The sequence below is a fragment of the Nocardia sp. bgisy118 genome (assembly GCF_057708605.1).
The window spans coordinates 92,257-110,850 of record NZ_JBYISM010000004.1 but is presented as its reverse complement, the minus strand read 5'-3'; the positions used below and the strand labels follow the sequence as shown (position 1 = coordinate 110,850).

The following is an 18,594-nucleotide window of genomic DNA, read 5'->3' as shown; positions in this document are numbered from 1 at the left end:
CGTTCGCTCATCCGCGTACTTCCGTGACCGCCTGGTCGTAGGAGACCGACGTGGCGGCGGGGTGGTTCTGCCGATAGCGCTGCGCGGCGGCCTGCGTGGTGAACGGCAGGTACTTCGCGCCGTCGCGCAGCCACACAGCCTTGTCGGCGAACCAGCGGGTGCCGAGTTCGGCGTCGGGCACGTAGACCGCGCGGATCACCTTGCCCTGGGCGTTGGCGGCCTGCACGGCGCGCAGCAGGCAGGTGGGGTCGGCCGCGGGCTGCGGGCGGTCGGCGCCGTCGACCCACACCTCACCGGCCAGCGCCGGATCGCTGACCGCGGTGCCGCAGACCGGGTCGGCGCCGGTGATCGAGCTCGGGTTGGCGGTGGCGGCCAGCGCCCGGTCGTAGTCGCCCTGCCCGGTTTCGGCGAAGGCCTTGCGCAGCGCCGCGTCGTCGACGAAGCGGTCGATGTCCAGGTCGGCGAAGTCGCCGATCGACTTCAGGTACGGCACATCGCCTTTCAGCGCCGAGATCAGGCTCGGCTTGAGCGTCGTGTCGAAACGGGTGCCGCCGGGGCCGTTGTAGAGGTACACCACTTCCTGCGGCAGGCCGGAACCGTCCGCGACGATCTTGGCGGCCTCGAAGGGGCGCTCGGTGAGGAACTTCGTCGCGTCGAGTTGCGCGGCGAGGAAGGCTTGCAGCACCTCGGGATGGTCGGCGGTGTAGGAGCGGCGCGCGACGACGCCGTGGAAGGTGGGCACGTTCAGCTCGGCGCCGTCGTAGAGCAGCTTGGCCTTGTTCTGGAAGACGAGCAGGCCGGGCCAGGCGACGAACTGGGACAGCGCGCCCACCTGGTGCGACTCCAGCGTGGTCGCGCCGACCTGCGGCTGCTGGTTGAGCACCTCGACGCCCTTGGCCGGGTCGATGCCCGCCCGCGACAGGGCCTGCACGAGCGTGCCGTGGCCCGCCGAGCCGACGCTGGCCGAGATCTTCTGGCCGGCCAGGTCGGTGATCCCGCTCGCGGTCGAATCGTTCGGCACCACAACCATGTTGAGCGCGCCCTTGGGGTTGTACCCGGTGACCGAGACCAGCGCGGTCTTCGCCCGCTCGTTGGCCTGCGTGCGAGACCCGTTGATCAGCAACGGATAGTCGCCCATCGAGCCGATATCGATCTTCTCGGCCACCATCTGCGCGGTGATCGGTGCGCCGGTGTCGTAGTCCTGCCACTCCACCTGGTACTCGGCGCCGCCGTTGTCGGTGATCTGGCGCAACCGCTGCTCCAGATACCCCTGGGCGCGCAGCAGCGTGCCCGCGGTGACGGTGTTGATGGTCTTGGACTGGTAGCCGACGACGACCTTGACCGTGCCCGCGGGGGCTTCGTCGGAGCTTTCGAGCGAGCAGCCCGCGACGGCAAGTGCGGCGGCGAGCAGGACGGGAACGAGACGTGCTTTCATGAGACTTCCAGATCAGCGGAGCAGATAGGGCATGTTGACGGTGACCGCGCCGGTGGGGCAGCGGGCCGCGCACGGTCCGCAGTACCAGCACTCGTCCACGTGCATGTAGGCCTTCCCGTTGTCGGGATTGATGGCCAGGGAGTCGAGGGGGCAGATCTCCACGCACAGCGTGCAGCCCTGGATGCACAGCGATTCATCGATCGTGACCGGGATGTCGGCGCGCTGATTCGCGAGTGCCATCTACAGGACCTTCCATTCGGGTGCGCCGCGGGACAGGCTGCCGCGCATGGTGATTCGATCGCCGCGCATGCGGATGTACTCGAGGTCGACCGGTCTGCCGTCGTCGAGACGGGTCAGTCGCTCGAGCATCAGCAGCGGGGCGCCGTCGGGGGTGTCGAGAGTGGATGCGGTGTGCGGGTCGGCGGCGATCGCCTCCAGCGCCAGATCGGCGCGGCCGAGGGAGCGGCCGCTGATCTTCTCCAGCAGCACGAAGATGTCGGTGTTCTCGAGGTCGTTGGCGAGCACCTCGGCGCCGATGTCGGGGACCAGATAGGTCAGGTCGAGGCTCAGCGGCAGGTCCGCCAGATAGCGCAGCCGCTCCAGGTAGACGACTCGCTGCCCGGGTTCGAGCCCGAGCCTGCGGGCCACCGCGGGCGGCGCGGTGATGTGCTGCGCGGTGCGCACCTCGTTGCGAACGGTGCCGTGGCCCTTGAGGGTTTCCTGGAGCCCGAGCAGCGCGTCGAGGCCGTGGTCGTATTTGCGGGTCGCCACCCGGGTGCCGACCTTGGGCGCGCGGTCGATCAGGCCCTCGTCCTTGAGCAGGGCCAGCGCCTCGCGCACGGTGTTGCGCGAGGCGGAGTGCTCGGCGACCAGCTGCTGTTCGGTCGGCAAGATCTCGTCGAACGCGCCCGCGTGGATCTGGTGGCGCAGCACGTCGGCAACCCGGCGCGCCTGATCGGCGCGCAGCTGCCGCACGGGGGCCGGTTCCGCACCCATCTGTTCCGCCTCTCTTTCGCTGACCTGCACGAACAGCGACGATAGACGGGGAATGGGCGCGGGAAATCCAGCTCGCGCGCCGTGCGAATCAAGGGATGTTTCTTCGCCAGTGGTAACCGGCGCCGACCTGGGGAAACAGGGTGGCTAACGGCTATTGCGCCACCCTGTTTCCCGGGCTCGGGTTTCGATCACGCAGATTCGAATGATCGATGCCGATCGTGCTCAGAACCAGTCGTCGCGCATCTCGAGCGTGGTGCGGTCCATGGCGGCGAGCAGGTCGAGCTGCGGCCCGGTCTTGGGCAGCTCGTAACGGAAGAAGTAGCGTGCCGCGGCGCGCTTGCCCTCGTAGAAGTCGCCCTCGTGGTCGGCGGCGGCCACCATCTGCTCCAGCCAGATCCACGCGACCACGATGTGACCGAACGCCTCCAGGTAGATGGACGAGTTCGCCATCGCGGCGGCCGGATCGCCCGCCGCGAACATGCCTGCGGTGACGAGCAGCAGGCGCTGCCAGGCCGAGTCGAGCTCCACCGCGAATTCCTCCGCGTCGCCGCCCTGTGCGGTGGCCGCTTCGACGGTCGCCGCGATCCGCGCACCGAGCAGTCGCAGCGAGGCGCCCTCGTGCTGGATCACCTTGCGGCCCAGCAGATCCAGGCCCTGGATGCCGTGCGTGCCCTCGTGGATCGGGTTGAGGCGGTTGTCGCGGTAGTGCTGTTCCACGTCGTACTCGCGGGTGTAGCCGTAGCCGCCGTGCACCTGGATGGCGAGGCTGTTCGCCTCCAGGCACCACTGCGAGGGCCAGCTCTTGGCGACGCCGGTCAGGATCTCCAGCAGCAGTGTGTGTTCGCGGGCGGCCTGCTCGTCGGCGGCGGTGCGGCGCAGGTCGACCAGCCGGTTGCAGTAGAGCAGCAGGGCCAGCGCGCCTTCGACATAGGCCTTCTGCGCCAACAGCATTCGCCGCACGTCGGCGTGCTCGACGATCGGGACCTGTGGCGCGGCGGCGTCTTTGGTGGTCACCGCGCGGCCCTGGTGCCGCTGCCTGGCGTACTCCACGGACTTGAGGTAGCCGGTGTATCCCAGCGCGGTGGCGCCGAGGCCGACGCCGAGCCGCGCCTCGTTCATCATGTGGAACATGTAGGAAAGGCCGCGATGCGGTTCGCCGACCAGGTAGCCCACCGCGCCGGGCGCGCCGTCCGGGGTGTGCCTGCCTTCGCCGAAGTTGAGCACCGTGTTGGTCGTGCCGCGGTAGCCCATCTTGTGGTTGAGGCCCGCCAGCACCACGTCGTTGCGCTCGCCGAGCGTGCCGTCCGCGCCCACCAGGAACTTCGGGACGACGAACAGCGAGATGCCCTTGGTGCCCGCCGGACCGCCGGGGATCTTGGCCAGCACCAGGTGCACGATGTTCTCGGTGAGCTCGTGATCGCCGCCGGAGATCCACATCTTCGAGCCGAACAGACGATAGGTGCCGTCGGCCTGCGGTTCGGCGCGGGTGACGATGTCGGCCAGCGACGACCCGGCCTGCGGCTCCGACAGGCACATGGTTCCGGTGAACCTGCCCTCGACCATGGGCCGGACGAAACGGTCGATCTGGTCCTGAGTCCCGTGCTCGGCGAGGAGATTGGCGTTGCCGATGGTCAGGAACAGGTAGCCGGAGGTACCGACGTTGGCGGCCTGGAACCAGCTGAACCCGGCGGCCTCCACGGTGGCGGGCAGTTGCAGGCCGCCGATCCCCTCGTCCATGCCCGCCCCGACCAGGTTCGCCTTGGTGAACGCCTCGACGGCCGCCTTCACCTCGGGGATGATCGTCACCCGCTCGCCGTCGAAGGTCGGTTCGTTGCTGTCGTTGCGCTTGTTGTGCGGCGCGAAATGCCGGGTGGCGATGTCTTCGCAGAGATCGAGGAAGCCGTCGAAGGTCTCCCTGGAATGCTCCGCGAAACGGGGGAACGCGGCCAAGTCCTCGACCCGCAGCCATTCGTACAGCAGGAAGTCGAGATCCCTACGGGAGATCAGGTTCGAGCGCACGGTCATCCTCTCGCGAACATCACTTCCGGAGCGCCGTCTCGGCCCCGGGTATTTGATACGTTACTACCGATGTGTCGCGAAAGGTGAGGGGTCGGCTACCGCGATCGGCTCGAGGCGGCCGCGACCGCCTCGAGCAGCGGTGTTCGCCACGCCGTCCGGCAGATCAGCAGGTCGGGTAGGTAGGGGTGCGGACGGTTGTACTCCAGCGGGCTGCCGTCCACCCGGGAGGCGTGCAGGCCGGCCGCCAGCGCGACGCCGACGGGCGCGGCCGAATCCCACTCGTATTGTCCGCCCGCGTGCAGGTAGCCGTCGGCCTCGCCGCGCACCACCGCCATTGCCTTGGCGCCCGCCGAGCCCATCGGCACCAATCGCGCGCCGACAGCGTCGGCGACGTCGCGCGCCCAGACGGGCGGCCGCGAGTCGCTCACCAGGAGTCGCGGCTTCCCGGGGTCGGCGGCGGGGCACGGCGCGTCGCTGACGTGCACCCGGCCCAGCGCCGGCTGCGCCACGGCCGCGGCGGTGATGCCGCGGCCGCGCTCCCACAGCGCGACGTGCACGGCCCAGTCCGAGCGGCCTGGCATGGCGTACTCGCGGGTGCCGTCGAGCGGATCGATGATCCATACCCGGTCGGCGGTGAGTCGGGCCGGGTCGTCCGCAGATTCCTCGGAGAGCACCGCGTCCCCCGGCCGGGCCGCGGCGAGCTCGGCGAGCAGGAAGTCATTGGACAGCGTGTCGCCGCGCGCCCCGAGATCGGGTGGCGGCGGGCCGCCGGGGGATACCTCGTCGCGCAGGGCGCGCAGCAGGGTTCCGGCGCGTTCGGCCAGGTCGGCGGCCAGGCGGGCATCGGTGAGCATGGTATGAATCAATCCAGGGTGTCCAGCAGGGTCAGAATGGTCGCGGCCATGGCGGCCGGGTCGCCGTCGGCGGGGCGCAGCGCCAGATCCGGTGCGGCGGGCGTTTCGTACGGATCGTCGATGCCGGTGAAGCCGCGGATCTCACCCGCCCTGGCCTTGGCGTACATGCCCTTCGGATCGCGCGCCTCGCAGATCTCCAGCGGCGTGTCGACGAACACCTCGACGAACGGGAGTCCGGCCGCTTCGTGCGCGGCGCGCACCCGCTCGCGGTCGGCGCGGTACGGGCTGATCAGCGAAACGACCGCCACCACACCGGCTTCGGCGAACAGCCGGGCCACCTCGCCGACGCGGCGGATGTTCTCGGCCCGGTCCTCGGCGGAGAAACCGAGATCGGCGTTCAAGCCGTGGCGTAGGTTGTCGCCGTCCAGCAGGAACGCGGGACGCCCTGACGCCACCAGCCGCCGCTCCACTTCGACGGCGACCGTGGACTTCCCGGAACCGGACAGGCCCGTGAGCCAGACCGTCGCGCCGCGGGTGGCGCGCTCCTCGCGACCGACCGCGGTCGAGTGCCAGACCACCCGGGCCGAGGGCAGCGTCGGGCCGGTGATCATGCCCGCGGCGACGGTGTTGTTCGTCGCCTCGTCGACCAGGACGAAGCTGCCGGTCGAACGATTGCGGCGGTAGGGGTCGAAAAGCAGCGGCTGGCGGGTGCGCAGCTGGATGCGCCCGATCTCGTTGAGCGACAACGATTCCGCGTGTTCGTCGCGATGCAGGGTGTTCACGTCGAGCCGGTAGTCGAGGCTGCGGACCTCCGCGGTCGCGGCGCGGGTGGTGTGGCGCACCGTGTACGTGGCGCCCGGTGTCAGCGCGGAGTCCTCGGCGAACCAACACACCATGGCGTCGATGTCGCGGCCCACTTGCGGGCGGTTGGCCGGACGGCAGATCAGGTCGCCGCGCGAGATGTCGATCTCGTCGGCGAGCTGCATCGTGATCGCCTGCGGCGGAAAGGCTTCGGCCACCGGGATGCCGCCGGGCCCCCAGATCGCGGCCACCGTGGTGGTGAAACCCGAAGGCAGCACAGCCACTTCGTCGCCCGGCTTGAACACCCCGCCCGCCACGGTGCCCGCGTAACCGCGGAAATCCTGCCCGTGCCTGCGGGTCACGTACTGCACGGGGAAGCGCGCGTCGATCAGGTTGCGGTCGGAGGCGATGTGCAGCTCCTCCAAGTGGTGCAGCAGGGGCGTGCCCTCGTACCAGGGCATGCTGGCGCCGTGGTGCACGATGTTGTCGCCCTGGAGCGCCGAGACCGGGATGAAGGACAGATCGGCGACCTCGAGCTTGGTGGCGAAACCGGCGAACTCCTCGCGGATCTCGGTGAACCGCTGCTGGGACCAGCCGACCAGATCCATCTTGTTGACGCACAGCACCAGGTGCGGAATGCCGAGCAGGCTGGCGAGGAAGGCATGGCGGCGGGTCTGCTCCACCACGCCCTTGCGCGCGTCGACCAGGATGAGCGCGACGTCGGCGGTGGACGCGCCGGTCACCATGTTGCGGGTGTACTGGATGTGCCCCGGGGTGTCGGCGATGATGAACTTGCGCCGCGGCGTGGCGAAATACCGGTGCGCCACGTCGATGGTGATGCCCTGCTCACGCTCCGCGCGCAGTCCGTCGGTGAGCAGCGCGAGATCCGGGTAGTCGTCGCCGCGGTCGCGGCTGGTGCGCTCCACGGCGGCGAGCTGATCGGTGAAGATCGTCTTGGAGTCGTAGAGCAGACGGCCGATCAGGGTCGACTTGCCGTCGTCGACGCTGCCCGCGGTGGCGAGGCGCAGCAGGGTGGTGGCCATCAGAAGTACCCTTCTCGTTTGCGATCTTCCATGCCCGCCTCGGAGATGCGGTCGTCGGCACGGGTGGCGCCGCGTTCGGTGACGCGGGCGGCGGCGACCTCGGCGACCACCTCGGCGGGGGTGGCGGCGGTGGAATCCACGCATCCGGTGCAGGTCGCGTCGCCGACGGTGCGGAAGCGCACGGTCGCCTCGTAGGGCCGTTCGCCGTCGAGCAACCGCAGGAACCTGGTGTGCGCCAACAGCATTCCGTCGCGCTGCACGACGGGGCGGCGATGCGCGTAGTACAGCGGGGGAAGCTCGATCTCCTCGGCCACGATGTAGCTCCAGATATCCAGTTCGGTCCAGTTGGAGAGCGGGAAGACCCGGATGTGCTCGCCGGGGCGGTGCCTGCCGTTGTACAGATTCCACAGTTCGGGGCGCTGGGCGCGCGGGTCCCACTGCCCGTATTCGTCGCGGAAGCTGAAGACCCGCTCCTTGGCGCGGGCCTTCTCCTCGTCGCGGCGGGCGCCGCCGAAGACCGCGTCGAAGCCGCCCTCCCGGATGCTGCGCAGCAGCGTGCTGGTCTGTAGCCGATTGCGCGAGGCGCGCGGGCCGGTGTCCTCCACGACCCGGCCCGCGTCGATGTCGTCCTGCACGCTGCCGACGATCAGTCGCAGCCCGAGGCGCTCGACGGTGCGGTCACGGAACTCGATGACCTCGTCGAAGTTGTGCCCGGTGTCGATGTGCAGCACCGGGAACGGCAGCGGCGCGGGCCAGAAGGCCTTGGCCGCCAGGTGCAGCATCACCACCGAATCCTTGCCGCCGGAGAACAGCAGCACCGGACGTTCGAAGGTGGCTGCCACTTCACGGAATATGTGCGCCGACTCGGCCTCGAGCGCGTCCAAATGAGGCAGCTCGTAGGTGCTTGCCGTCGACTTTGCGTACTGGCTCACGCCCCAAAACTAGAACACGTTTCGGTCTGTGGTCAACGGGTCGGCCGCGGCGCGCCGTCTCGGTGCGGCGCGCTCCGGGCTATCCGGGTCGGCCCGCGGTGCGGTCTTCGGGCGTTTTGCGGCCGCCGGACGCGCTGGTCACCGCGTCCGCCGCGGCGACCAATGCCGCTCCGCGGCGGGCGATTTCGGCGCCGGTGATGGACGCGCCGACGTACATCGTGAGCACCATGTTCTGCCTGCCGTCACCGCCGTAGGTCGGCGCGGCGAGCAGGCTCACCGGGTGCTCCTTGCGCGGCCGGAGATCGGCGCCGAGATATACCCGTTCGCCCAGGCTGGTGACCAGCTCGCCGACCAGTTCGCGCAGCTCGTCGGGCAGATCGCGGGCGGCGACGCCGGCCAGCAGCGAGTACAGCCGCCGCCCGGCCGCGGTCAGGCTTTCGACCAGATAGCCGCGCTCGCGACACTCGGCGACCACCTGGCGCAGCCGGGTCTCGTCCTGCTGGAGCGGGACGGTGGGCGGGATGGCCAGCCATGCGTCGAACGCGGCGTCGGTGTCCCACAGCACGTACATCAAGCCGACGGGCGGCGCGAAGTGGTAGGACGCGCCCATCTTCACCATGCCGGGGCCGGTGCTCTCCAGTACCGAGATCCGGTCGCCGACCACGGCCGACGCGGTGCAGGTGGTGCGGTAGCGCGCGCTGAGTTCGGCCAGCTCGGCGCGGGCGATGGCCGAGATGGCGAAGCCGTCCTGGGCCACCCGGCCCGCCGCGATGAGCGCGGGTCCGAGGCCGTAGACGTGGGTGTGCGGATCGCGCACCAGGTAGCCGCCCGCGGTCAGCTCGGTGAGAATGCCCAGGCAGGTGGGCTTGGCCATGGTCAGTTCGCGGGCCAGCTCGGAGAGCCCGAAGCGCTTGCCGCGCTGCTCGACGAGGAAATCCAGTACCTGGACCACCCGCTCGGTGGGGGCGGATCGGCGCGCGACCATGGACAACTCCTAGAACACGTTCTAATCTTGCTCGTATCGAAATGTACCAGAGCGGTACATATTTGGACCACCCGGGAGAGCCTCTTGCTGACCCAACCGTTCGCGGACGCGATCGCCGCCGCCGAGCAGATCATCACCGAAGCGCCGCACATCAGGACCGAACAGGACCTCGTGGAGGGCTACGACTACCTGGCGGGCAGCATTCGCGCGGCCCTGCAGATGGCGTGGGCCTACGAGCGGGACTTCCCGTTCTTCGTCCAGTCGACCGGCCCCTACACCAAGATGGGCCTGGACAACCCCGACACCCTGTACTTCCACGCCTACCTGCGGCCGGACGCGGAATACCTGGTGACGGGCACCCGCGGCACCACGAGGGACCTCAGCTTCCAGGTGCTCAACGGCAACTACTCGCCGGTGGACGTGCCCGACAGCGAGACCGCCTTCGACGATCGCGCGCTGGACGTGGCTGCCGACGGCTCCTACGAGCTGCGGCTCGGGCCGGGCGAGGCGCGGCCGGGCTACGTGCACCTCGCGCCCGACTCGGCCATGTTGGTGGTGCGCGAGGTCTTCAGCGACTGGGCCACCGAGAAGCCGGGCACCCTGCGCATCCAGCGCGTCGACACGATCGGCGACGCGCCGCCCCCGCTCACCAAAGATCTGCTGACCAAGCGCTACGGGATCGCGGGGAAGATGCTGCTGTCCCGGCTGAAGACGTTCCTGGCCTTCCCGGAGTGGTTCTACTTGAACCTGCCGGTGAACACCATGACCGAACCGCGCTCCACCCCCGGCGGGCTCACCACCCAGTTCTCCTCGGCGGGGCACTACGAGCTGGCCGACGACCAGGCCATGATCATCACGGTGCCCGAGTCGGACGCGCCCTACCAGGGCTTCCAGCTGGGCAGCATGTGGTACCTGTCGCTGGACTACATCAACCACCAGACCAGCCTCACCGCCGACCAAGCCCGCGTCGATCCGGACGGGATGATCCGGCTGGTGGTCAGCGAGCGCGACCCCGGCCTGGCGAACTGGATCGAGCGCACCGGGCACGCCAGGGGCTACCTCCAGTTCCGCTGGCAGCGGCTCTCCCGCGACCTCAAACCCGAGGACGGGCCGGCCGTGGAGATCGTGGCGGTCGACGAATTACCCACGCGGCTGCCCTATTACGAGCAGGCGCGGGTGACGCCCGAGGAATGGAAAGCACGGATCGCGGCCCGTCAGGTCGCCGTCGCGGAGAGGATGCTCGGCTGATGTTGTTGCAGGACAAGGTGGTTGTGGTCTCCGGTGTGGGGCCGGGGCTCGGCAGGGCCATCGCGGTGCAGGCGGCCAAGGCGGGCGCGGACGTGGTGCTCGCCTCGCGCACCGAATCGCGGCTGACCGAGGTCGCCAAGGAGATCGCCGAGGTCGGCAGGCGCGCGGTGGTGGTGCCCACCGACATCAATGACGAAGCGGCGGTGGCGAATCTGGTCGAGACGGCCACCGGCGCGTTCGGGCGGGTCGACACGCTGGTGAACAACGCCTTCGCCATTCCGCCGCTGGCGGATCTGGCCGTGGTCGACCTGGATCAGGTGCGCGCCGGGTTCGAGACCAACGTGCTGGCCGCGCTGCGCCTGACCCGGCTGTTCGTGCCCGCGCTCACCGAGACGAAAGGCTCGGTGGTGATGATCAATTCGGCCGTGCTGCGCCACTCCCGGCGCACCTTCGGCCCGTACAAGATGGCCAAGTCCAGCCTGCTGGCGCTGGCACAGAGTCTGGCGACCGAACTGGGTCCCCAGGGCATCCGGGTGAATTCGGTGGCGCCGGGCTACATCTGGGCCGACAACCTGAAGTGGTACTTCAACTACCTCGCCCAGCAGCGGGGGATCACGCCGGAAGAGGTCTACGCCGAGACCGCGTCGACCATCGACCTGCGCAAGCTGCCCGAGCCCGACGAGATCGCCGACGCCGTCGTCTTCTTCGCCTCGCCGCTGGCGCGGGCGATCACCGGCGCGTGTCTGGACGTCAACGGCGGCGAGTACCACCACTGATCGAACACCACCGATGAGGAGAGAGCACAGCATGATCGGCAGGGACGACGTCGGCACCGTCGAGGATCTGCACGCCTCGGCGACCAAGGTGGTCGGGCTCGACGATTTCGGCGACGACGACTATCGCGAAGGGCTCCAGGTGCTCCTGGACTCCTACGCCGCGGACGCCGAGCTGACGCCGTTCGGCAACAAGGTCAACCGCGCGTTCCTGCGCGGCGCGCTGATCGCCAGGCTGCTCAGCGAGAACGCCTGGCAGCGGCACCCCGAACACGCCGACGTCGCGATCGAACGGCCCGTCTTCGTCACCGGCCTGCCGCGCTCGGGGACCACGGCCGTGCACCGGCTGCTCAATGCCGATCCCGCGCACCAGGGCCTGGAGATGTGGCTGACCGAGATGCCGCAGCCGCGGCCGCCGCGCGAGACCTGGGCCGACAATCCGGTGTACCAGCGCATCGAGGCGGCGTTCGAGAAGCATCACGTCGAGCATCCCGAATTCATGGGCGTGCACCACATTTCGGCCGATCAGGTGGAGGAGTGCTGGCAGCTGCTGCGGCAGTCGGCCATGTCGGTGTCCTACGAATGCCTGGCCTACCTGCCCGGGTATTCGGAATGGCTGGCGGGCCGCGACTGGACCGTCGCCTACCGCAGGCATCGGCGCAACCTGCAGCTGATCGGGCTGCCGGACGCGAATCGTCGCTGGGTACTCAAGAATCCGAGCCACCTGTTCGCCTTGGACGCCATCTTCGACGTGTACCCCGACGCGCTGATCATCCAGATGCACCGCGATCCGCGCACGATCATCGCGTCGGTGTGCAGCCTCAACGAACAGGCGTCGGCGGGATGGTCGGAGAAGTTCCGCGGTCCCGTGGTCGGCCGGACGCAGCTGGATCTGTGGGCCCGCGGCGCGCAGCGTTTCCTGGAAGATCGCAAGCGGCACAACGCCGATCAGTTCGTCGACGTGTACTACGACGACTTCGTCGCCGACCCGATCGACACGGTGCGCTCCGTCTACCGGCACTTCGGTCTCCCGCTGAGCGCCGACGCGGAGGCGGCGATGGCGGCGTTGCACGCGGAGAGCACCACGGGCGCGGCGCGTCCGTCGCACCAGTACACGCTCGACGATTTCGGTCTGACAGTGGATCAGGTCGACGAACGGTTCGGCGAGTACCGCGCGGTGCACTTCCCGAATCGCTGAGGGTTCGCCGGTCGGCCCGCGCGGTCGACCGGCGAACCTGACATGCCGTGCAAAGTTGCATCGCATGCAATTTCGGCTGAGATCGGGCTTGGACTCACGAATTGTGGTGCGAATTAACCACTTTCGGCCCACGAGTGCCGGATTCCATTCTGGATAAGACATCCAGTGCGCAGTTGCGCTGAGTGCAACCCTGGCGTGACATCGGCGTTCGCGGTGGTTTTCTCCCACGACGGTACCGCCTCGGTGGCCGAACCCGCCACCGATGAAACGCGTGTCTTCATCCCGAGTCTTGCGCGACCGCGGTTGCCGGATGACCGCCACCTGGGTGTCGGGGTCGATCGGCAGCGCCGCCGCTCTTCGAGAGAGGCGTGAGTTCCTCAGCGTGACGTGCAATACCGCCGTGCGTCAGTATCCGGCGCGCGGCTCGAAACCGGGGTCGGGCAGCGACGGCGGCTCGGCGGGAGGCGGCTCGGCGGGAGGCGCGGATTGCTGCGTGTGCGGCACAACGCGCGGCTGCGGTTCGGGAGCGCCGGTAGGCGCGCCTGCCCCCGCGTTCGGCGGCGCGGATTCCGGCGGGTCCCCGACGTCGGGCACATCATCGGCGGCGACGGCCGCCGGGGCCTGCGTGAGCGCGGGCGTCGCACTCGTCCCCGAATTCGTGGCGACCGCGGGGGATTCGGCAGGCGCCGGATCGGAACTCGCACCGCAGCCGGCGAGCACCAGCGCCGCGGCGAGCGCGACCGTGGACCAGCGAATTCGGTATTTCTGGACGGACACGGCGCAAGGCTAACCGCGGGCGTGGGCCGCCGCAGTCGTCCGTTCGACCGACACCGCCACCGCGGCCGCGAGGCAATACTGAAGTGCGTTGTGCCGTACAGCGATTGGATACCCATGAGATTCCGCCGGGCGAGGTCCTCGGCTGCCGCAGTGCTCACCGCGATGTCAGCGGTCACCCTGCCCGCGATGGCTACCGCGGTGGCCGATCCGCCCGGCGGGGCGACGACGGTCGTCCTTGGCGATTCGTTCACCGCCACCGCACCCGTCATCGGGCACGCCGACGACGGGTGCACACGATCACCCTCCTCGTGGCCGAATCAACTCGCGCGAGCCAGCCGGTTCGCGGAGACCCCGCGGTTCGTGGACGTGTCCTGCAACGGCGGCACGATCGACACCGGGCACGGCTGGACTCTGGTCCACCAGGCCCGGAAAGCCTCCGCGCAGAACGCTTTCGGCGCGGACACGCGCGTCGTCCTGATCCAGATGGGACTCAACGACGTGTGGGGCGCCTCCACCGGGACGGCCTTCCCCTCGACCGACTGTCTGCTCAACGTCGTCGCCGGGTGCGGATTCGACGCCACCGAACAGCACCGGCTGCCCGACTACCGCGCTGTCACTGGCGCAGGCTACGCGGATCGGGTGCGCGACGTCGTGGCGTTCGTGCGATACCACGCCGCGAATGCGCGGGTGGCCCTGGTCGGATACCCGGAGGTCTTCCTGTCGGGACAGCAGGCCGCCTGCATGGATCTCGCCGGAATCGGGCGGGTCGTGCAACCGCGCGCGGAAGGCTACATCGCCTACCTCGACCGGATCCAGCAGGCGCAGCGAGAAGCGGCGGCGCTGCTCGGCGTCGAGTTCATCGATGTCTGCGCCATCACCGCGGGACACGGCAGCTGCTCGGCCGAACCGTGGATCAGCGGCCTGGACGGCGCCGAATCGCTGTTCGACGGCGCGCCCATCCATCCGAACGCGCAGGGCAACGCCGCGGTCGCCGCGCAAGTCCAAGAGCGGTTCGGGCTCTGAGCGCCGTGCCCGCTGCTCCGTGCGCACCGGGCACCCGACTGCCCGCGTTGACCGGTGCGCGATGGTGGGCGGCCGCGGCGGTTTTCGTCCTGCACGCTTTGGTGTTCCTGCCGGTCTACCCGTTCCAGAAGTCCGAACTGTTCCGCGCTATCCACGATGTCGTCCCGATGCAGCAGGGCGCGGCGGGGGTGACCTTCTTCTTCGTCCTCTCCGGTTTCGTGATCTGCTGGTCGTTCCGCAGGGGGATGCCGGTGCGCGGGTACTACCTGCGCCGGATCCTCAAGATCTATCCCACCCATGTGATTTCGGCGCTGGTGCTCGTGCTCGTGGTCGCGGCGCCGCTGGCCCGCCCGGTGGTGTGGCTGCCGAACCTGCTGCTCGTGCACACCTGGGTGCCGAAGTGGACCACGCTCGGCGGGCTCAACGTGCCGTCCTGGTCGCTGTGCGCGGAACTGCTGTTCTACCTGAGCTTTCCACTCGCGCTGCCGCTCGTCGACCGGATCCCGCGACATCGGCTGTGGGTGGCCGCGGCCGTTCTGCTGGTAATGATCATGATGTTGCACACCGGCTTTCATCTCTGGGTGGAAGGACCGAAGGGCACCGCCAACGTCTTCGCGGCCCGGCTGCTCCCCGGTGACGTCTCACCCGAGTTCGAAATCCATGTCTCACCACAGTGGTTCGCGCAATCCGACATCCCCATCCCGGCCTCGTACTGGCTCGGCTATCCCTTTCCCGTATCGCGACTGCCCGAGTTCTACGTGGGCGTCCTCGCGGCCCGCATGGTCGCCGAAGGGGTATGGCGCAACACCCGGCTGAGCACACCGCTGGCCGCCCTGGCCCTCGCCTATGGCGCGACCTGGTTCGTCCCGCTCAACTACAAGATGTCGGCGTTGCTGGTGGCCCCCATGGCCGCCGTGGTGGCGACCCTGGCCGCCCGCGATCTGGCGGGCGTCTGCGGCCTCAACGCGAGCAGGCCACTGGTCTGGCTCGGTGACATCTCGTTCGCGTTCTACATGATCCAGTTCCCGGTGATGGTGCTCATCGCCCGGCTGTTCATCGGCGGGCATCGGTACTCGATCGAGGGCTGGGCGATGTGGACCGGAGTCAGCTTCCTCGCATCGATCCTCGCCGCCGCCGCCATCTTTCACGGCGTCGACAAACCCCTCATGAATCGCGTCGCGAAGAGGTCACCGCGGGACGACCGGCGTGCGGCGCCACCGGCTCAATTCCCGATCAAGGCTCTGACCAAGCGGTAGGCGATCTCGTTCGCGGGCCGCCCGCCCGCGGGCCCGTCGCGCAGTGTGCACAGCACTACGATGGTGACGTCGGTGACAGGGTCGTAGCCCATGAACGTCTGGAAGCCGGGAATGGCGCCGTCGTGGCCGGCCATCGGGCCGAACGACTCCAGCCCCAGACCGTAGCGGATGCCCGCGGGATCCCGCCGGTCCAGCGGAGCAGCGCTGTTCAGGCGTTCGCGCTGCAACACGGGTCCGATCAGCTCGTCGCTGCCGACCAGCGTGCGCACGTAGTGCGCGAGGTCCTGCGCGGTCGAGATGACACCACCCGCCGCACCGATCCACGAGGGGTCGAGGTTCGTCACGTCCGTGGGCAGCAGGGCGCCCGTGCGGGCCGCGGCGATCTGGTCGTCGGGCAGTACCGCCGAGACCAGCGCCGAGGTGTTGGTGCCGTAGAGGTATCCCCGCGGCGACGGTGCAGGCAGCGAGGCATCGCCTGGCTCCGGGTACGACGTCTTGGACATGCCGAGCGGAACGAAGATCCGGTCGGTCAGCAACGTGCGGATGTCCTGCCCGGTGATCTGTTCGAGCACCGCCGCCAACAGGATCGTGTTCGTGTTCGAGTACCGGAAGTCGGTGCCGGGTGCGAAGTACGGCGCCGAGCCGAACCCGATCCGCAACAGCGCGTCCTGCTGCCACACCCGGCCGGGATCGTCGTCCATCGCCGCGGCGAACGACGGATCCTCGTTGTAGCTGAACAAACCGCTGCGCATGTTCAGCAATTCGGCGATGGTGATGCTGTTTCCGTTCGGAACACCGGCGCGGTACCGCGACACCGGATCGTCGAGCGCGAGCCTGCCCTCGCGGACGAGTTGCAGCGCGACTGTGCCGACCATGGTCTTGGTGGTCGAGCCGACGCGGAAGAAGTCGTGCACCCGCACCGGATCGTCCCTCCCGACAGCGCGATCCCCGAATGCCCCCTCCCAGAACGTATTCGGCGTGCGGATGTGCACCACCGCCCCCGGGACGAGCAGTGCGTCGAGCACCTCGCGCACGATCGGTTCCGCGATCCGGCCCAGCGCCGCGGATTCGTGTGCTGCGGCGTCCTCGACCACGGGCTCGTGAGGCACGGAACCGCCGCCGGACACCAGCGCCACCGCGCATACGGCGACCACGCCCACCCGGGACAAACGCCGGCTCCCGCTGCGAAAGAACGTCATCTGCCCCTGTTTCCGAGGACGGACATCGTGCCGCCGTTGAAGTTGGACACGTAGACCTGGCCCGCGGCCGGGTCCACCGCGACCCCGTGCGGGCGGGCCCCGACGCGGATCGTCTCCGTCGTGACGCTGTCGCGGGAGTCGATCACCGAGACGGAATTCTCCGACCGCACATCGTCGAGTCCGTGGTTGGTCACGAACACCGTCCGGCTCGCGTGATCCACCGCGACGCCGACCGGCCCGGCTCCCACGCGCACGGTCGCGGTGACCGCGCGCGTGCGCGTATCGATCACCGACACCGTGCCGTCCGCATGATTCGTCACGTACGCGGTACCGGTGTCGGTGTCGACCGCCACGCCCCACGGCTGGTTGCCCACTCGGATCGACGTAACCACCGACAGCGCCACGGCATCCACGACCGCGACCCTGCGGTCGACCGACTCGGGCGGGCCGGCGATCGCCACGAAGACGCTACGTGTGGCCGGATCGAAGGCCACGCCGTACGGGTGACTGCCGACCGGGATCGTCGCGACGACGCCCCTGGATCGCAGGTCGACGACCGACATCGTGCCCGCCTCGAAATTCGTGACATAGGCGGTTCGTCCGGCCGGGTCGACGGCGATCCCGTACGGGCCAGCGCCGACGGCGATCCGGCCGACGACAGCTCGGTCACGCGCACCGATGACGGACACCGATCCGTTTCCGGCGTTGGTCACCAAGACGAGGTCGGCTGCCGAATCGACCGCTATCGCAGTCGGTTTCGCGAAGTCGGGCGAGGTGATCGATGCGGTGGCGCCGGTCTCGGTGTCGTACACCGACACCGAGTTGCTCAGACTGTTGGTGGCGAACACGGTGGCGGTCCCGGTATCGACGGCGACCCCCCACGGTTGCACACCGACCGGGATCGTGGTGTTCACCGCCGCCGGGGCGGCCACGGGCAGCGACCCACCGGCGCGGGGCGGGTCGTCCTCGCTCGAGGTGATGCTGGTCAGCAATCCGGCGACCACGACCACGGCGGCGATGGCGCCGATCACACGCACGCGCAACGGAACCCGTTGCCACCACGGGTTGCGGCGTGGCGAAGGAATGAGCGGCGGGGTGTATCCCCCGCCGGCCTGCTGCGGCCGCGGATGGCCGGTCCTGGGCTGGACGACCGGGGGCGGCGCCACCGGTGTCCGAGTGCCCGCGCCCGCGGCGGCGGCGTTGAGCGCCTGGAGCCAGTCCGCCGGGCGGGGCCGCTGACCGACCGGGGCGGACAGCGCGGTGCGGACGAGCTGACGCACCGCGGTGGGCACACCGGCTGGCAGCCGGTCCGGGTCCCGTGTGCTCTGGTGACCGGCCAGCAGGCGCAGCACGAGCAGCGCGAACTTGTAGGCGTCGGACTGCGGGGTCGCCAATTCCTCACCGGCACTGACCGTCCGGACCTCCCAGTCGGGTGTCTCGAACTGATCGCTGACCGATCGGGAGCGCATCCGCATGGCGTCGCAGTCGATGAAGTACACCTGCCGTTCCGGTCGCAGCGAGAACAGCAGGTTCTTCGGCGACAGGTCACCGACCGCGATGTGATGGCGATGCAGCAGCGTCAGCGCTTCCGCCGCGTCACCGAGCAGTTCGTACCTGGCGCGATCGGACAGCGGAATGCCGCGCTTGGCCAGGTAGACGTCGTCGTTGAGCAGATGCTGGAACTCGGCGGTCATTCGCCGAGTCCCCGCCACCGTCACCATGTCGACGAAGAACTCGTCCGGAATCGCGGGCATCACGAATCCGAGCACGGTGGCCGAGTGATCCTCCTCGACCAGCCGGCACGGCCACGCCGCCCGTTTCAGCAGTTCCATTCCTTCGTTGAACGGCAACGACTCCAGGTAGGAGGGCATGTCCTCGAGCACGTCGACCCGGATGTTCGGCAACACCGGGGATTTGTACTCCTTGAACACCATCGTTTTCGCGTGCGCCATCTGCACACCCGGCGCCAGGTAGACCACCCCTTGGCCCCCGGACGCCAGCTTCTGCACCGCCCCCAGCATCCCGCGTTTCAAACGCTGCTGCGCCACGGTGGCT

The 18,594-nt window shown here is 69.0% G+C and carries 15 protein-coding genes and 1 pseudogene; 5 read left to right on the top strand and 11 right to left on the bottom strand.

Annotation, left to right across the window (positions count from 1 at the left end):
- Window positions 1-7: 7 nt before the first annotated feature.
- The 8 genes and pseudogenes from AC3EO7_RS06330 to AC3EO7_RS06295 form a co-directional block, all read right to left on the bottom strand.
- A complete protein-coding gene (locus AC3EO7_RS06330; protein ID WP_435590673.1) occupies window positions 8-1,435 on the bottom strand; it encodes an ABC transporter substrate-binding protein in 1,428 nt (475 codons plus the stop codon).
- 12 nt (window positions 1,436-1,447) lie between these two features.
- Window positions 1,448-1,675, bottom strand: coding sequence for a 4Fe-4S dicluster domain-containing protein (locus AC3EO7_RS06325; protein ID WP_068054481.1), 228 nt, complete (start codon window positions 1,673-1,675; stop codon window positions 1,448-1,450).
- Window positions 1,676-2,431, bottom strand: coding sequence for a GntR family transcriptional regulator (locus tag AC3EO7_RS06320; RefSeq protein WP_431969795.1), 756 nt, complete (start codon window positions 2,429-2,431; stop codon window positions 1,676-1,678).
- A gap of 222 nt (window positions 2,432-2,653) precedes the next feature.
- On the bottom strand, window positions 2,654-4,450 hold the full coding sequence (locus tag AC3EO7_RS06315; protein WP_431969804.1) for an acyl-CoA dehydrogenase: 1,797 nt from the start codon (window positions 4,448-4,450) through the stop codon (window positions 2,654-2,656).
- 119 nt (window positions 4,451-4,569) lie between these two features.
- Window positions 4,570-5,304, bottom strand: a pseudogene (locus AC3EO7_RS06310) (3'(2'),5'-bisphosphate nucleotidase CysQ); the annotation flags it as partial.
- Window positions 5,305-5,312: 8 nt separating this feature from the next.
- On the bottom strand, window positions 5,313-7,148 hold the full coding sequence (gene cysC, locus AC3EO7_RS06305) for an adenylyl-sulfate kinase (protein WP_435590672.1): 1,836 nt from the start codon (window positions 7,146-7,148) through the stop codon (window positions 5,313-5,315).
- Window positions 7,148-8,080 carry a sulfate adenylyltransferase subunit CysD gene (gene cysD, locus AC3EO7_RS06300; RefSeq protein ID WP_435590671.1) on the bottom strand — a complete coding sequence of 311 codons (933 nt, stop codon included), beginning with the start codon at window positions 8,078-8,080 and terminating at the stop codon, window positions 7,148-7,150. The genes cysC and cysD overlap by 1 nt, the downstream gene beginning before the upstream one ends.
- A gap of 79 nt (window positions 8,081-8,159) precedes the next feature.
- On the bottom strand, window positions 8,160-9,065 hold the full coding sequence (locus tag AC3EO7_RS06295; protein WP_435590670.1) for a helix-turn-helix domain-containing protein: 906 nt from the start codon (window positions 9,063-9,065) through the stop codon (window positions 8,160-8,162).
- A gap of 84 nt (window positions 9,066-9,149) precedes the next feature.
- Here AC3EO7_RS06295 and AC3EO7_RS06290 point away from each other — a divergent pair, with 84 nt between their 5' ends.
- From AC3EO7_RS06290 to AC3EO7_RS06280, 3 genes are read left to right on the top strand one after another with little or no spacing between them, the layout of a single operon-like run.
- A complete protein-coding gene (locus AC3EO7_RS06290) occupies window positions 9,150-10,313 on the top strand; it encodes a hypothetical protein (protein ID WP_431972363.1) in 1,164 nt (387 codons plus the stop codon).
- Window positions 10,313-11,089, top strand: coding sequence for an SDR family oxidoreductase (locus AC3EO7_RS06285; RefSeq protein ID WP_431972362.1), 777 nt, complete (start codon window positions 10,313-10,315; stop codon window positions 11,087-11,089). The genes AC3EO7_RS06290 and AC3EO7_RS06285 overlap by 1 nt, the downstream gene beginning before the upstream one ends.
- A gap of 31 nt (window positions 11,090-11,120) precedes the next feature.
- A complete protein-coding gene (locus AC3EO7_RS06280; protein WP_431972361.1) occupies window positions 11,121-12,284 on the top strand; it encodes a sulfotransferase family protein in 1,164 nt (387 codons plus the stop codon).
- A gap of 405 nt (window positions 12,285-12,689) precedes the next feature.
- Here AC3EO7_RS06280 and AC3EO7_RS06275 read toward each other — a convergent pair whose 3' ends face one another.
- On the bottom strand, window positions 12,690-13,061 hold the full coding sequence (locus AC3EO7_RS06275; protein WP_435590669.1) for a hypothetical protein: 372 nt from the start codon (window positions 13,059-13,061) through the stop codon (window positions 12,690-12,692).
- Window positions 13,062-13,247: 186 nt separating this feature from the next.
- Between AC3EO7_RS06275 and AC3EO7_RS06270 the strand changes: the two genes are divergently transcribed.
- Window positions 13,248-14,084 carry an SGNH/GDSL hydrolase family protein gene (locus AC3EO7_RS06270; RefSeq protein WP_435590668.1) on the top strand — a complete coding sequence of 279 codons (837 nt, stop codon included), beginning with the start codon at window positions 13,248-13,250 and terminating at the stop codon, window positions 14,082-14,084.
- Between the two features lie 5 nt (window positions 14,085-14,089).
- The gene (locus AC3EO7_RS06265; protein WP_435590667.1) at window positions 14,090-15,340 is read left to right on the top strand and encodes an acyltransferase family protein; all 1,251 of its coding nucleotides are present in this window, start codon (window positions 14,090-14,092) and stop codon (window positions 15,338-15,340) included.
- Here AC3EO7_RS06265 and AC3EO7_RS06260 read toward each other — a convergent pair.
- Both AC3EO7_RS06260 and AC3EO7_RS06255 read right to left on the bottom strand, forming a co-directional pair.
- The gene (locus AC3EO7_RS06260) at window positions 15,307-16,500 is read right to left on the bottom strand and encodes a serine hydrolase domain-containing protein (protein WP_435590819.1); all 1,194 of its coding nucleotides are present in this window, start codon (window positions 16,498-16,500) and stop codon (window positions 15,307-15,309) included. The genes AC3EO7_RS06265 and AC3EO7_RS06260 overlap by 34 nt on opposite strands.
- Window positions 16,501-16,535: 35 nt before the next feature.
- Window positions 16,536-18,587 carry a hypothetical protein gene (locus AC3EO7_RS06255; protein ID WP_435590666.1) on the bottom strand — a complete coding sequence of 684 codons (2,052 nt, stop codon included), beginning with the start codon at window positions 18,585-18,587 and terminating at the stop codon, window positions 16,536-16,538.
- Window positions 18,588-18,594 lie beyond the last annotated feature (7 nt).